This window comes from Parasediminibacterium paludis, from assembly GCF_042651445.1.
GTDB classification, from domain to species: Bacteria; Bacteroidota; Bacteroidia; order Chitinophagales; family Chitinophagaceae; genus Parasediminibacterium; species Parasediminibacterium paludis.
Genome location: NZ_JBHSDC010000029.1, coordinates 22399 through 38474 on the forward strand (window position 1 = coordinate 22399; position 16076 = coordinate 38474).

At 37.6% G+C, this 16076-nt stretch carries 11 protein-coding genes and 1 tRNA gene; 8 read left to right on the forward strand and 4 right to left on the reverse strand.

The features are described from left to right. Window positions 1-11 precede the first annotated feature (11 nt). Entirely contained in the window at window positions 12-1313 is a 1302-nt protein-coding gene (locus ACFOW1_RS13970) for a cytochrome P450 (RefSeq protein ID WP_379015093.1), read from the forward strand. A gap of 2 nt (window positions 1314-1315) precedes the next feature. On the opposite strand, the gene kbl is transcribed toward ACFOW1_RS13970, so the two are convergent. Beyond that, complete coding sequence (gene kbl / locus ACFOW1_RS13975) at window positions 1316-2503, reverse strand: glycine C-acetyltransferase (RefSeq protein WP_379015095.1); 1188 nt, start codon at window positions 2501-2503, stop codon at window positions 1316-1318. A 135-nt stretch (window positions 2504-2638) separates the two neighbouring features. On the opposite strand from kbl, the gene ACFOW1_RS13980 reads away from it, so the two are divergent. Further along, window positions 2639-2725: transfer RNA gene (locus ACFOW1_RS13980), tRNA-Ser, on the forward strand. A 25-nt stretch (window positions 2726-2750) separates the two neighbouring features. Here ACFOW1_RS13980 and ACFOW1_RS13985 read toward each other — a convergent pair. The 3 genes from ACFOW1_RS13985 to ACFOW1_RS13995 all read right to left on the reverse strand — a co-directional run bounded on the left by ACFOW1_RS13985 (window position 2751) and on the right by ACFOW1_RS13995 (window position 7104). Continuing rightward, a complete protein-coding gene (locus tag ACFOW1_RS13985; RefSeq protein WP_379015097.1) occupies window positions 2751-6176 on the reverse strand; it encodes a polysaccharide deacetylase family protein in 3426 nt (1141 codons plus the stop codon). A gap of 106 nt (window positions 6177-6282) precedes the next feature. Beyond that, the gene (gene nadD / locus ACFOW1_RS13990; protein WP_379015099.1) at window positions 6283-6855 is read right to left on the reverse strand and encodes a nicotinate (nicotinamide) nucleotide adenylyltransferase; all 573 of its coding nucleotides are present in this window, start codon (window positions 6853-6855) and stop codon (window positions 6283-6285) included. Window positions 6856-6876: 21 nt separating this feature from the next. Further along, window positions 6877-7104, reverse strand: coding sequence for a FeoA family protein (locus ACFOW1_RS13995; RefSeq protein WP_379015100.1), 228 nt, complete (start codon window positions 7102-7104; stop codon window positions 6877-6879). An 80-nt stretch (window positions 7105-7184) separates the two neighbouring features. Between ACFOW1_RS13995 and ybeY the strand changes: the two genes are divergently transcribed. The 6 genes from ybeY to ACFOW1_RS14025 all read left to right on the forward strand — a co-directional run bounded on the left by ybeY (window position 7185) and on the right by ACFOW1_RS14025 (window position 16028). After that, complete coding sequence (ybeY, locus tag ACFOW1_RS14000; protein ID WP_379015101.1) at window positions 7185-7616, forward strand: rRNA maturation RNase YbeY; 432 nt, start codon at window positions 7185-7187, stop codon at window positions 7614-7616. A gap of 125 nt (window positions 7617-7741) precedes the next feature. Next, window positions 7742-9610 (forward strand): tRNA uridine-5-carboxymethylaminomethyl(34) synthesis enzyme MnmG, encoded by a 1869-nt coding sequence (gene mnmG, locus ACFOW1_RS14005; RefSeq protein ID WP_379015760.1) that lies wholly within the window; start codon window positions 7742-7744, stop codon window positions 9608-9610. Window positions 9611-9739: 129 nt separating this feature from the next. Next, on the forward strand, window positions 9740-10774 hold the full coding sequence (locus ACFOW1_RS14010) for a proline iminopeptidase-family hydrolase (protein ID WP_379015102.1): 1035 nt from the start codon (window positions 9740-9742) through the stop codon (window positions 10772-10774). A gap of 117 nt (window positions 10775-10891) precedes the next feature. Beyond that, window positions 10892-13993 carry an amidohydrolase family protein gene (locus ACFOW1_RS14015; RefSeq protein WP_379015103.1) on the forward strand — a complete coding sequence of 1034 codons (3102 nt, stop codon included), beginning with the start codon at window positions 10892-10894 and terminating at the stop codon, window positions 13991-13993. A 21-nt stretch (window positions 13994-14014) separates the two neighbouring features. Then, window positions 14015-15337 carry an amidohydrolase family protein gene (locus ACFOW1_RS14020; RefSeq protein WP_379015104.1) on the forward strand — a complete coding sequence of 441 codons (1323 nt, stop codon included), beginning with the start codon at window positions 14015-14017 and terminating at the stop codon, window positions 15335-15337. 112 nt (window positions 15338-15449) lie between these two features. Next, window positions 15450-16028, forward strand: coding sequence for a DapH/DapD/GlmU-related protein (locus tag ACFOW1_RS14025; RefSeq protein WP_379015105.1), 579 nt, complete (start codon window positions 15450-15452; stop codon window positions 16026-16028). The last annotated feature ends 48 nt before the right edge of the window (window positions 16029-16076 follow it).

Here is a 16076-nt window from a genome sequence, read left to right on the forward strand (position 1 = left end):
ATTCTTTTAGCATGCTAAAAAACCCATTGAAAGCGATCTATCAAATGGTAGAAAGCTATGGAGATATCTTTGCATTTAAGATTGGTAATATGCGTAGCATCATTTTCTTAAATCATCCGGATTATGTAAAGCATGTATTGAAAGATAATGTAGATAATTATTCGAGAGGAAAGGCACTAAAAATGTCTACAACGGGTTTAGAAGAAATGCTTGGTAATGGTATTTTTATGAGTGAAGGAAATGATTGGGAATTTCAACACAAATTGTTAAAAAATTTATTTTCGCCAACTGCCATAGAAAGTACCTTACCAATTCTGCATGATGAGATTGATCAATTTATCACAAAATGGTCTAACGTTATTGCGAACAGTCCTATAGTGAATATTGAGTATGATATTCATTTGTTGATGTTACGAATTATGCTGCGCAGTCATGTATGTAATAATTATCCATTTAATTACAAAGAGGTATTTGACACTTATAATGCTCGTATTGAAGCCTCAAGTTGGAACGTTGGCGCAGTATCTGAAGCAAAGTCCTTTTTCTTAAAGCCGCTTGGCATTAATTATACCTACAAGAAACATCAACTGCAAATAGATAAGTTAAATTCATTCTCGGATAAGCTTGTACAGGAATTATTGAATGGTGAGTTTGAACCAATTGGTCTATTTGCGCTTATGCTTAGTGAGTTTAAAGAAGGACGTGTTACAGAAAAAGATATTCGTGACCAACTTTTCAATTTCTTATTGGCGGGTTTTGAAACGACTGCCACTGCAATTTCTTGGCTATTATATAATATCGTCGCTCAGCCTAATTTGCAAGCACTTTTAAAAAATGAATTAAAGGTCGCTGCAACTTCAAAGGATGCATTGTTAAAACAGCCATCTTTCTTGCAATTAGCTATTAAAGAGTCCTTAAGGTTGTATGCACCAGTTTGGTCTACAGCTCGCGTTGCCGTTAACGATGATGTGATAGGCGGGAAGTTTATTAAAGCCAAAAGTATTGTTGTTGTTAATTCTTATGCATTACATCGACACAAATTGTTTTGGCCATCGGGAGACAGGTTTGATATATCTAATTTTGAAAAAGATAATTTTAAGGGCAAAACATTTGCTTATATACCATATAGTCAGGGTAAGCGTATCTGCCTAGGTATGGCTTTGGCTGATTACCAAATACAAACTATTACCAGTGCTTTGTTAAAAGCGTTTCATTTCGAAACTACTTCTAACAAAGCACCAGAAATTAAAGCAAATATTATTATAAAGGCTAGTCCTTCTTTGCAATTAAAAATTAGTAAAGCAAGCGAATGATATTATTTCAGTACCCCTAATTGTCTACCAACTTTTACAAAAGCGGATATAGCCTTGTCTAAATGTTCTTGATTGTGCGCTGCACTTAATTGTACACGAATACGAGCCAAACCTTTTGCTACAACCGGATAGAAAAATCCAATAACATAAATATCTTCTTCAAGTAAGGCAGCTGCAAATTGTTGCGCAATCGTTGCTTCGTATAGCATGATTGGTACTATTGGATGATCACCAGGTTTTATATCAAAGCCAGCTTCCGTCATTTTTGTTCTAAAATACTTAGTATTGTATTCTAATTGATCCCTAAGCGTTGTTGTTTCTGTTAGCATATCTAATACAGCAATAGACGCGCCTACAATGCTTGGTGCTACTGTATTTGAAAACAAATAGGGTCTTGAACGTTGGCGTAGAATTTCTATAATTTCTTTTCTGCCTGATGTAAAACCACCACTAGCGCCCCCCAATGCTTTGCCGAGTGTACCTGTTATAATATCTATTCTTCCCATCACATTTCTATATTCATGTGTACCTCGACCCGTTTTACCCAAAAAGCCTGATGAGTGACATTCATCTATCATGACAATTGCATCGTATTTATCTGCTAGGTCGCAGATTTTATCAAGTTGTGCAATCGTGCCGTCCATGCTAAAGCTACCATCTGTTACAATAATTCTGCTGCGTAAATGAGCTGAAGCTTGTAATTTTTGTTCTAAATCTTCCATGTTATTGTGATCGTAACGGTAACGTTGCGCTTTGCACAAACGTACGCCATCGATAATACTAGCATGGTTCAATGAATCACTGATAATGGCGTCTTCTTCGTTGAACAATGGTTCAAATACGCCACCATTAGCATCAAACGCTGCTGCGTACAAAATGGTATCTTCTGTACCCAAGAAGGAGGCAATCTTTTGTTCTAATTCTTTATGTATATCTTGCGTGCCGCAAATGAAACGTACGCTACTCATACCGTAGCCATGTGTATCTATGGCTTTGTGTGCTGCTTCTATTACTTTAGGATGTGATGACAAGCCCAAATAGTTATTCGCGCAAAAGTTCAAAACCGTTTTACCATTTACAACAATTTCAGCCCCTTGTTCACTTGTAATGATGCGTTCCCTTTTAAATAATCCAGCTTCATCTATTGTTTCCAATTCTTCAGTAAGTCTTGATATAAATTTTTCATTCATTGCTTTGTAGTTTTAATTTATATAATATGTTGCTATGACTCAATACAGATCAAAGAGTATAATACATTTATCTGTTAAACTTTGTACCATTATTAAAAGGTGATACATTATTTTTGCTCTCCTATTATTATAACAGGTGAGTTGTCCGAGTGGTTGAAGGAGCACGCCTGGAAAGTGTGTATACGGGAAACTGTATCAAGAGTTCGAATCTCTTACTCACCGCGAAGCGTTCCGAAATGGGCGCTTTTTATTTTGCCTCCCTCACCATTTTGACATTACCGGTTCTTTTTAGTACGCCCCAATGCTGTAACTCGCCTTTTATAGCGCGTTTAAATGATCTAAAAAGTACAATCATCATTAACCAACGATAAATGATACGCTGCGGTATCAACCAAATCAGTTTTGTAGGGTTTTCTTTATCAAACAAAAATGATAATGCAGCAATTGCAGCATCCACTATTGTAAATAAAATATAATACAATCCTATCAGCTTAGCATTATCAGTTAATAAGCCAATAAGCATTAGTAAATCAGCGAGTGGCGTAAAAAACGGGATAATATATTTAAACAGTAAAATATCTGGCATTGCTATAAAGCCTAGCGATCGATGATTGACGTTTAGCATCAAATCTCTATGTTTATAAAAAGTTTGCATTACACCAAAACTCCATCTATAGCGTTGCTTCATAAATTGTTTCACAGTTTCTGGTGCTTCTGTATAGGCAATAGCTCTTGGTTCGTTAGCAATCGTATAGCCTTCTCTTATTATTCTTATGGTGAGGTCACAATCCTCTGCAAGAGTATCTGTGGTAAATCCACCTGCATCTATTATGGCTTGTTTCTTAAATGCACCAATTGCACCAGGTACCACTGTAATAGCATTTGCATACGCAAAACCTTTTCTGTCAAAGTTTTGACTGGTGATGTATTCTATACTTTGCCATTTGGTAAGTATGTTTACTTCATTACCAACTTTTACAATGCCAGCTACCGCCCCTACTTCTTTTTCGTTTCCAGTCTTTTCAACAAAGAAGTTTTCCATCAACTTGCTGACTGCATTTTGCGCAAGTTTTGTGTCAGCATCTATACACACTACATACGATGCGTTTGTTTGTGCAATACCTAAGTTTAAAGCAGAAGCTTTACCGCCATTGACCTTTGTATATAATTTTATTATTGGATGATTGCCAAAGGCGTTATTTACCTTTTGCCAAGTAGTATCCTTGCTTCCGTCATCTACAAAAATGATATTAAAGTTCGCATAGTCGCATTTAAGCAAATTATTTAATGAGTCAATTATATTTACTTCTTCGTTATACGCGGGAACAATAATTGATACCAATGGAAGGGGGGTTGGCATTATTGGAGCAAGCCGTTGTTCTTTTTTCTTTTGTATGATTGCGAGTACACCCAAGGTAAGTAATCGAATAGCGCTCAATAGCATGAATACTAAAAATAAGGCATAGAATATATAACCGCTCAGATAGCCTATCTCAGCAATTGCATAATTTACCTGAAGTAAGTAATATCCATTTCCATGAGGTACTGGTGGCATAATTTCATCTGTTTTTTTCCCGAGTAAATTTGCCACAGTTGTAAATTCATAACCCTTAGCCTTAAAATAACGAATTAGCATACCTGTAGCTAGGACAGTTTGGCTTCTATCTCCGCCAGCATCGTGTAATAATATAATGTTGACACTATCGCCAGAAGCGAGGTGATCATCATACGCTCTCTTAACTCTATTAAAAATTGTATCTGCTGTAAAATTTTTGTACAAACCTTTTTGCCAATCCTCAGGGTCTAAACCTTCGCCCACTGTAATATAATTTCTACTTCTACTTAAGGCAACTGGTTCTATCTCTTCGTGTTTTTGTGGTTCGTAATCTGCATTAAATGGCGCCCTAAATAATATGGTACTGTGGCCTGTAATACATTCTATTAACAACCGTGTTGCATCCATTTCTAGTAATGCACGTTGGTTGCCAACGGCACTCATATCAGGGTGTGTAAATGTGTGATTACCAATTTCGTGTCCTTCTCTAAAAATACGTTTTACTAGCGGAATGTTTTTCTCAGCTTCTAAGCCTACAAGAAAAAAACTAGCCTTTACGTTATAATAAGCTAATGTGTCTAATATTTGTTTGGTATATTTTGGATCTGGGCCGTCGTCGTATGTTAATACAATTTCTGGCTTACTTGTATAGCCCCATTTTTTAACAACATAGCTTGATGGAAGTGTAACATAGTTTTCTTCGGATATTACCATGTCCGCACTATCAAGTTCACATTTTATATTGCCATCTTTTGGTGTAGATACCACATCTAAAATTTCTCCTTGACCCATAAAGTCAACTTCTGATAAGCCTGTTACTTTGCTAAATTCATTGAAGTCAAATTTTCGTAAAGCTTGTTTTGTCATTGGTAGGTTGTAAAAATCCCAAAGACGATTGTCTTCTGCGCCGAGACGCCAAATGGCAGTTCCCGCTAAGCCGTATTCTGTTGCAAACCTTAGTGTATTAAAGTTTGTCGCGGCGTCTGTAAAATGAACTTCATGCAATATCTCATGCTCATCATAGTATTGATAATGCAGGTTATAACTATCATTATCAAAATCTACAATGCCATCACTCTCTCTTGCTGTTACTAATGCTTGTTGATAAGTTAGGGGTGTATTTTCAACTTTGCCATTCTTCCAATCGTAGCCATAAGCCGCGATGTTTAATACAATTTTCTTTGCTGGTACAACTTTAGCCAAATGGTCTACCGCAGCTTCTATCCATCTTTGTCCACTTATAGGTCCAGGGCCAGTACTTTCAGAGTGTTCGTCATACGCCATTAAAAAAATATAATCGTTATAGTTGGACAAACGTTTATAGTCGTAATCTTCATTAAACGGCGATACGTTTTGAGTAACCATAAAACCGTTCGCATGCAGAGTAGTGTATAATTCTTTCTGAAAGTTGTTGAGCGTTTCGTTATTGGATTCTTTTAGTTCTTCAAAATCTACATTGATTCCGGCAAACTTGTATTTGATAATTAGTTTCAGTACATCTGCGATGAGCCTATCTTTTTTAGCCTTATTATTTAGTATCCTATGTAAAGCAGCGCCACTGAACACACTATTATAGTTGTTAGATAATATCGGCATTACCTTCACCTTTGCCGCTTTAATCACATCAAATCCCTTTTTGTCTATATTGGCGATAAGTGTATCTGATTTTGGGTCAATGAAAAACCACTCTGGTAATACAAGGTTTACCTTGTTAATATTTCTTCTAAGCGATAAAAACGATTGAGGATCCCAGTTAACATAAAAAGCGGCTCTTATACCTAAACTATCGTTAAATAATGAAGAAGTAGATAGGTCTAGATTTGGATTTTTTTGACCGACACCTTCTCCTTTTGCCCATTTTTCTTCTATGAATTTCCGCATACCTCGATACTCTCTGCCCATTTTACTTTCTCGATATTCTGGTATTTTTTCGGTTAATACTTTTTTAATCGCTCTGCCTTCGAGTGGGATATCTGGTAGGGACGCATTAAATAATGCAATGAGAACAGCTGCTAAAGCTACCAATGCCAATACTAGTATTATTCTGCCAGCCCATTTAAAGCGCTGCCATCTTGTAGGGTTATTCGTTTGAAAAATTTGCGAGTTATCTTGAGCCATATGAATATGCTACCAAAGTTGTTGAATGCTTTATTATAAACGTAACAGCAGCTATAAAATTATAACTATTACTAGCATTTGCTTTGTGCAAAGGTATTAGGACTTGTTATCTATAGTATCCATATTTTTCAATTTCTCCGCGAACACTATCTGTTACTAAGTATTGAATACTCTTCTTGTCTTTTATTAATTGTCTAATTGCTGTCGCTGAGATATCTAATAACGGCGCATTTAGAATGGTCATGTTTTTGTTGATAGCGTTGTTGCTTATCAGAAATTTTGGTCGTTGATAAATAATCAGAGGATAATTTTTTTGCAATACATCTGCGTTTTTCCATTTGCTTATGTTGATGAAACTATCTCCGCCTAATATGATACTAAATTGATGGTTTGGGTATTTTTCGGCCAGATAAATAAGTGTATCTATCGTGTAGGAGGGCTTCGGTAGTTTAAACTCAACGTCTGAAGCTTTTAGTTTGTCATTATTTGCTATCGCCAATTGCACAAGGTGTAGGCGTTGATATTCGTTTAGTAAGCTAGCTGCTGGTTTTAATGGATTCTGCGGACTTACAACGAGCCATACCTGGTCTAGATTTGTATGTTCTATTACATGGTTGGCTATTATTAGATGCCCAATGTGGATAGGATTAAAGGAGCCAAAATACAAACCAACCTTCATGTGATTACGCTTTTGAATGATTTATACAACCTCTTCTATAAAAATATTATTAGCCTCGCTTAATCTAAGGCTTAAGTTGTACCCAGAAACTGCAATGGATATTGGGTCTCCGAGTGGCGCAACCTGAATGATTTTTACTATTTCTCCGGGCACACAACCCATTTCCATTAGTTTAATGAAGATATCATCTTTCTCAAAAGAATGTATAATCGCTTTCTGACCAACTCCTAAATCACTTAATCGTTTCATTGTATCTATTGTAGTGCAAATGTAAACTTGCGCAATAGGTTTTTGTTACGAAATTTGATATAACAAATGTAGATACCATCATGCAAACAGTTTCATTTCACACTGCCGATAAACAACTGACCATAAGAAATAGGGCATTATTAAAACAGTTCATTGCCAACATCTTTGATCTAGAAAACAAACCTTTAAAAAAACTCGATTACGTTTTCTGTTCTGATGAATATCTGCTACAAATAAATAAAGACTTTCTAAACCATGATTACTATACAGATATTATCACCTTTCCTTTGTCGGATAAGCAAGAGGCCATTACGGCCGAAGTATATGTTAGTTTAGATCGAGTAAGGGATAACGCTAATCAACATGGCTCGACTATACACGATGAAACCCTCCGTGTATTGTTTCACGGTGCGCTTCATCTTTGCGGATACGGCGACAAATCCCCAAGAGAAGCTGAGAAAATGCGTAATAAAGAGGATTATTATATTAACCAGTTTCACGTGGAACAATAATTAGTCTTGAAATTTTTTCAAACATATCTTTTGTGTCACGTTTCACGTGGAACGTGGCGTTCCCTTAAGAAGTTTCACATGTCGTCAAGGGCTTGTTTTATCTTTGTCTTTCAATTGAAGTAATGATGTTTCCAGAATACGATGTAATAGTGGTAGGTGCGGGTCATGCAGGTTGCGAAGCGGCAGCTGCGGCAGCTAATCTTGGTAGTAGGGTGCTGTTGATTACTATGAATATGCAAACCATTGCCCAAATGAGTTGTAATCCTGCCATGGGTGGTATAGCTAAGGGGCAAATAGTACGAGAAATAGATGCAATGGGTGGCTACAGTGGTCTTGTTTCAGACAAGAGTATGATACAGTTTCGCATGTTAAATGTGAGTAAAGGTCCTGCAATGTGGAGCCCTCGAGTGCAGAGTGACAGAATGCAATTTGCTGCTACTTGGCGTGAAATGCTTGAACAAACACCCAATGTTGATTTTTACCAAGATATGGTGAGCTCGTTAATTATAAAAAACAACAAGGTTTGTGGCGTAATTACAGGTATGGGTAATGAAATAAAAGCCACATCGGTGGTAGTTACTAGTGGTACTTTTTTAAATGGTATAATTCATATTGGTGAAAAACAGTTTGGTGGTGGTCGTGTAGGTGAGAAGGCTGCAACGGGTATTACAGAACAATTGGTAGCTTTTGGTTTTGAAAGCGATCGTTTAAAAACAGGAACGCCGCCTAGAATCGATGGTAGAAGCCTAGATTATTCTAAAATGGAAGAGCAAAAAGGAGATGATATTATTACGGGCTTCTCTTATTTAGACATAGAAAAAATAAAGCCAGAACAGCAAAGAAGTTGTCATATTACTTACACAAACCAAACAGTACACGATATTCTTAAAACGGGGTTCGATAGAAGTCCCATGTATCAAGGGCGTATAGAAGGTCGTGGCCCAAGATATTGCCCAAGTATTGAGGATAAGATTAACCGTTTTGCCGAAAGAGACAGACATCAACTGTTTGTAGAACCTGAAGGATGGAACACTTGCGAGATATACGTAAACGGCTTTTCTACCTCTTTGCCAGAGGAGGTACAAATAAAAGCCTTGCGCACAGTACCAGGTTTTGAAAATTGCAGAGTATTTAGGCCAGGTTACGCTATAGAATATGATTATTTTCCGCCTACACAATTAAAATATTCGTTAGAAACCAAGTTGGTGAGTAACCTTTTCTTTGCGGGTCAAATCAACGGTACTACAGGCTATGAAGAAGCGGCTTGCCAAGGGTTGATGGCCGGTATTAATGCGCACCAAAAAGCAAAAGAACTTGAGCCGGTAGTACTTAAGAGAAGCGAAGCTTATATTGGTGTATTGATAGACGACCTCATAAGTAAAGGCACAGACGAGCCCTACAGAATGTTTACAAGCCGTGCTGAGTACCGAACATTGTTGCGTCAAGATAATGCAGATTTGCGCTTAACAGAAATGAGCTATAATTTGGGCTTAGCATCAAAAGAACGATTGGATAGGGTATACAAGAAGCAAGACAGTGTTAAGCAAATCACATCTGTTTTAAAAGATTTTAACGTAGAAGCGGATGACATTAACCCATATTTTGAAACCATTCAGTCATCACCAATAACAGAAAAACAAAGGGCTAATAAAATTATTTTACGACCAAACGTGGGCTTAAAAGAGATGATGCTTGCAATTCCAGCACTTGCCTTACACTTGAACGGCTTTGATGAAAAAGAACTAGAACAAGCCGAAATACAAGTTAAATACGAGCGGTATATAGAGAAGGAACAAGAACTGGTAAACAAAATGGGGCAGCTAGAAAACATGATTATCCCTGATTCTTTTGATTACGATAAAGTGAATGCCTTGTCTAACGAAGCATTGCAAAAATTTAAAAAAATTCGTCCACACACTCTTGGTCAAGCTAGCCGAATAAGCGGAGTAAATCCAAGCGATGTACAAATATTAATGGTATACATGGGTAGATAGATTCAGCACATTTCTGCATATCTGTAATAAAGAGTTTCAAAAAGCTATATCAATTGGTAAGCTTGTTTTGAAACTCTTTGTCAATTATAGTGTTTTAAGGTACCTTCAGTTCATAAACGAACAAACGCTATGAAATTAAGACAACTACTATTATTGCCCTTTGTTACTTTATTACTTTGGGCTTGTAATCAAAAAAGTGAGAACAAATCTGTAACGGTAAAAGAATATTTTGCCCCTCACGACTCAGGTGTGCAATCTGCGGGTGTAAAAATGATACCTGTTGTTACGTCTATTGGTACATTTAAAGTGTGGACCAAAACCATAGGTAATAACCCCAAAATCAAGGTTTTAATGTTACACGGCGGTCCAGCTATGACGCATGAATACCTTGAAAGTTTTGAGAGCTTCTTTCCACAAGAAGGTTTTGAAATGATAGAATATGATCAATTAGGTTCTTACTACAGCGACCAACCAAAAGACAGTAGCCTTTGGACTATCGATCGCTTTGTTGAAGAAGTAGAACAAGTTCGTAAAGCATTACATTTAGATAAAGACAATTTTTATTTATTAGGTAATTCTTGGGGCGGTATGTTAGCTATGCAATATGCGCTCAAATACCAACAAAACTTAAAAGGCTTAATTATCTGTAACATGATGGCCAGTTGCCCAGATTATGGTAAATATGCCAATGATGTATTGGCAAAACAAATGGATCCCAAAGTATTAGATACCGTTAGAGCAATAGAAGCAAAGGGCGATTTTAAAAATCCTAAATACATGGAATTGTTAATACCTAACTTTTATAACCAACACCTATGCCGCTTACCAGAATGGCCTGATGCTGTAAATAGAGCTTTTAAACATGCCAATAATGAGGTCTATACGATGATGCAAGGTCCAAGTGAGTTTGGTGTAGGCGGCCGTTTGGCAAATTGGGATATTAAAGCAAGATTACCAGAAATTAAAGTACCCACACTTACAGTAGGAGCTAAACACGATACCATGGATCCTGAACATATGAAATGGATGAGTACGCAAGTACAAAAAGGGCGCTATCTGTATTGCCCAGAAGGTAGCCACTTGTCAATGTGGGACGATCAAGCACACTTTTTTCCTGGTGTTATCGGCTTTATAAACGACGTAAACAATGGCCAATTCAAATAATAAAATTTAAAATTCATGTTTTTTTCAAGCCATTCATCATTTTTATTGATGAGTGGCTCTTTTTTGGCCACACATTCAGTAGCTTTAGCCTTCATCACAAAGCAAACTGAGTAATTTATGAGAAAATTGAAGCTATTGCTTTCGGGGCTTTTGTTTACGTTTTTATTACAGGCCCAAGAAACATTTCCAGTTAATGGTGTTGCAGACAAAAGGGACGGCTGTTATGCCTTTACTAATGCCACCATCGTCCAGTCGTCAACATCTATTTTACAAAAAGCTACACTTGTTATTCGCGATGGTAAAATTGTAAGCGTTGGCTCCACAATCAGTATTCCTAAGGACGCTGTTGTAGTAGACTGTAACAACAAGTTTATCTATCCGTCGTTTGTAGATATTTATAGCGACTATGGCGTAGCGACACCGCAACGTCAGCTTGGTGCCGGTGGTTTTAACTTTAATGCTCCAGCACAATTAACATCTAATACAAAAGGCGCATACGCTTGGAACCAAGCAGTTAAACCAGAAACGGATGCTGCTAAATTATTTACCGTAGACGAAGCAAAAGCAAAAACCTACAGGGAAAGTGGTTTTGGTACGGTGTTAACGCACGTGAAAGATGGTATCGTTCGTGGTAGTGGTGCAGTTGTTACTTTGGCCAACACAGAAGATAATTTTGCATTACTAAAAGAAAAAGCATCAGCCCACTATTCTTTTAGTAAAGGTACTTCTACGCAAAGCTATCCTAGTAGTGTAATGGGAAGTATTGCCTTATTGCGCCAAACTTATTTAGATGCACAGTGGTACAAAACGAAGCCTGCTACAGAAGGTATCAATTTATCATTACAAGCTTTTAACGATTTACAATCATTGCCACAAATATTTGAGGCAGAAGATAAATGGGTTGACTTGCGTGCAGATAGAGTAGCTAAAGAATTTGGAACGCAATACATTATAAAAGGTGGCGGTAACGAATACCAACGTATAAAGGAAATAGCTGCTACTAAAGCCACTTACATCTTATCGTTAAATTATCCACAAGCCATGGATGTTGAAGATCCAAATGATGCAAGATTTGTATCATTGGCCGATATGAAACATTGGGAATTAGCACCCACTAATCCTTCGGCATTAGAAAAAGCAAATGTGAACTTTTGCTTAACGGCAGCAGACCTACGTGACCCTAAGTTATTTTTAACCAATTTACGGAAAGCCATTGAATATGGGTTAACACCTACAAAGGCATTCGAAGCGCTTACTAAAACGCCCGCTACATTATTAGGTATTTACGACAAAGTAGGTAGTTTAGAAGCAGGCAAATTGGCTAACTTTTTAATTACTACTGATAGCATTTTCTCTGAAAAAGCGGCTATTTTAGATAACTATGTACAAGGCAAAAAATACGTTGTAAAAGCAGATGGCTGGAACGATGTAAAAGCAACGTACAACTTAGCAATTAATGCACCAAGTGGTGTAATCAATTATGTATTAGATGTTAAAAGCTCAGCCACAGCCTCTGTAATTGGTAAAGATACACTTACACCAAAATTCAGCTTTGATGGTAAAATTGTAAAATTGAGTTTCTCACCAGTAGCACCAAGAAGAGGCGGTGGGTTTGGTGGTGGTAATGCAAGTGGCGCACCTACAGGCGGTTTCGGTGGTGGTAGAGGCAATTTTGGCACAGCAGCTACACAGTTTCGCTTAAGTGGTATTGCCAATGGCGATGTTTGGAGCGGTACAGGTGAAGACACTGCAGGTAATCGTGTTACTTGGACAGCTTCTTTTGTAAAAGCAAATGTTTCAGTTGATAGTACAAGAAAACGTCCTACACCGCCTTTGCGTTTAGGAAAAGTTACTTTTCCTTTTGATGGCTATGGTAACGAAGAATTACCAAAGCAAGAAACCATGTTGATTAAAAACGCAACAGTTTGGACTAACGAAAAAGATGGAAAACTAGAAAATACAGACGTATTAGTAAAAGATGGTAAAATTGCCAAAGTGGGCAAAAACCTATCTGCTGATGGTGCTAAAGTAATTGATGGTACAGGTAAGCACTTAACAGCTGGTATAATAGATGAACACTCACATATTGCCGCCGCTTCTATTAACGAAGGTGCACAATCAGTTACCTCTGAAGTAAGAATAGGTGATAACTTAAATCCTGAAGATATCAATATATATCGTCAACTAAGTGGTGGTGTAACTTCTTCACACATTTTACACGGATCTGCAAATACAATCGGTGGTCAAACGCAATTAATTAAACTACGTTGGGGTGCAAATGACGATGATTTGAAATTTAAAGGTTGGGATCCTTTCATCAAATTTGCATTAGGCGAAAACGTAAAGCGTACCACTTCTCAAAACAATAACCGTTTTCCGGATACAAGAATGGGTGTAGAAGAAGTATTAAACGATGCATTTGCGCGTGCGGTAGACTACCAAAAAGCCATGAAAATAGACCCCAAAACACGTAGAGATTTAGAGTTAGATGCATTGGTTGAAATATTAAATAAAAAACGCTTTATCACTTGCCACTCTTATGTACAAAGTGAAATCACAGCTGCTATGCGAGTAGGCGATAAATATGGCTTTAAGTTCAACACATTTACACACATACTAGAAGGCTATAAAGTGGCCGACAAAATGAAGGCACACGGCTCTAATGCATCTACCTTCTCGGATTGGTGGTATTACAAAGTAGAAGTTACCGATGCTATCGCATATAATGCAGCTATTATGTACAAAATGGGTTTAAACGTGTGTATTAACAGTGATGACGCCGAAATGGCGCGCCGCTTAAACCAAGAAGCTGGTAAAACGGTGCGATATGGTGGCGTACCAGAAGAAGATGCTTTGAAAATGGTAACCTTAAATCCTGCAAAAGCATTGCATGTAGAAGATAAAGTTGGAAGTATTAAAGTAGGTAAAGATGCCGATTTAGTATTGTGGAGCGATAACCCACTTAGTATATATGCCAAAAGTTTGTACACTATTGTAGATGGAACGGTTTATTTTTCTAGAGAAAACGACGAAGCCGCTAGAAAGAAAATAGCAGCAGAACGTAACCGCTTAATCTCAAAATTAAATGGCGAGAAAAAAGCAGGCACACCAATGAGAGCAGCTGAACCTAGCTGGCAAGTAATATTAAGCTGTGGCGACCACGGTCATCACAATGGCTTAATTACAATAGACGAACAAGAAGGCGACGGTAAAAATTAATCATCTATTAAAGAACCAATTATGAAGAAAATATTTTGTTCTCTATCAGCTATCTTATTGCTAGCTGGTATAGCAACAGCGCAGGAAGTAGTGTATCCTACACCAGCCTTTAAGGGTAAATTATATATTACCAATGCTACGATACATATAGGCAATGGTCAGGTGGTTGAAGGCGCTACAGTAGAAGTAAATGATAGTAAAATTGTACAAGTATCTACAACCATAACACCAGCAAGTGGCGCCAAAATAGTAGATGGCAAAGGCAAGCATGTATATCCAGGCTTAATATTATCGTCTACCGACCTTGGTTTAAAAGAAATTGCCAATGGTGTACGTGGTAGTAACGACTTCACCGAGTTGGGGGACTACAACACCAGTATTCGCTCTATTACGGCCTACAATACAGATTCTCGGGTAATTAATGTGCTTAAATCTAATGGTATTTTATTGGCAAGTGTGGCGCCAGAAGGCGGCGTTATTAGTGGTTCATCTACTGTGGTACAGCTTGATGCATGGAACTGGGAAGATGCAGCTTATAAAATGGACGGGGGCATTCACGTAAACATGCCTAGCTTCATCGCACGTACTGGTAGAAGAGGCGGCGGCTTTCGTGGTTTTGGTGCTGCAGCGGGCGAAGCAGTAGACCCTAATAAAGCAGCTTTAGATAAAGTAGATGAAATCAAAACTTTCTTTAGTGAAGCTAAAGCTTATTTGGCCGAACCTACACACACTGCTACCAACTTAAAACTTGAAGCTGTAAAAGGATTGTTTGACAAAAAACAAAAGCTATTTGTACATGCCGACCAAGTAAAGCAAATGTTGGTGGCTATCGACTTTGCAAAAGAGTTTGGCTTTAGCGTGGTCATAGTAGGTGGCAGCGAAAGTTTTTTAATTGCTGATTTACTAAAAGCCAATAATATTCCGGTTATTCTAAATCAATCTCACGCTTTACCAGCTACTGAAGATGATGACGTAGACCAACCCTATAAAACGCCAGCAGCTTTGCAAAAGGCAGGTGTATTATTTGCCATCAATGACGCGTTTGATGAAGCCCGCTACCGCAACCTCAGTTATAATGCAGGCACAGCCGCTACTTATGGTTTAACCAAAGAAGAAGCCTTATCTGCTATTACACTAAACGCAGCTAAAATACTGGGGATAGATGCAACTACAGGTTCTATAGAAGCAGGTAAAGACGCCAACATAATCGTAACCGACGGCGATATACTAGACATGAAAAGTAGCAATGTAGCTTATGCATTTATACAAGGTCGCCAAGTAAGCCTAGACAATAAACAACAACAACTGTACGAAAGATATAAATACAAGTACGGTATTAAATAAGTACACCGTTTTAATTTTCAATATAAGCCGTTACACATCTATATGTAACGGCTTTTTTGTGTAAAAAATACTGCCTAACTACCTTTGTATCTATCAGTAAAACACATCATTCATGGCGCAAGAACAAATAGATATTTTTGAAAGAATGCTTAAAGGCGGCACTATTGATAAAGACGATCCACAATTACCAAAAATTTGGCAAGGTGTAGCGGCAACTATTAAGCTTTCTGCCAGTTTGAATCACGCACAAACCATAGACGAAATTAGAGAGCGGTTAAGCGAGATTATTGGTAAGGCAATAGATATAAGCACAACTGTTTTTGTGCCATTTTATACCAATTTTGGAAAGCATATTACTATTGGTAAAAATGTATTTATCAATCACGCTTGCAGCTTTTTAGACCTAGGCGGCTTAACTATCGAGGACAATGTATTAATTGGTCCTAAAGTAAACCTCATTACTGAAAACCACCCTATCAACCCAAGTCAAAGAAAATCATTGGTACTTAATGGCATCGTCATTAAACAAAACGCATGGTTAGGCGCAGGTGTAACCGTATTACCAGGTGTAACTATTGGCGAAAATGCTATTGTAGCTGCAGGCGCTGTAGTAACTAAAAACGTGGCGGCAAATACGATTGTAGGTGGTGTGCCAGCAAAATTGCTAAGTTCAATTACTGATATAGAATAAGTTGTTTTAAAAACAATATAAACATGGAAGCTAAAGCACATTTGTTGA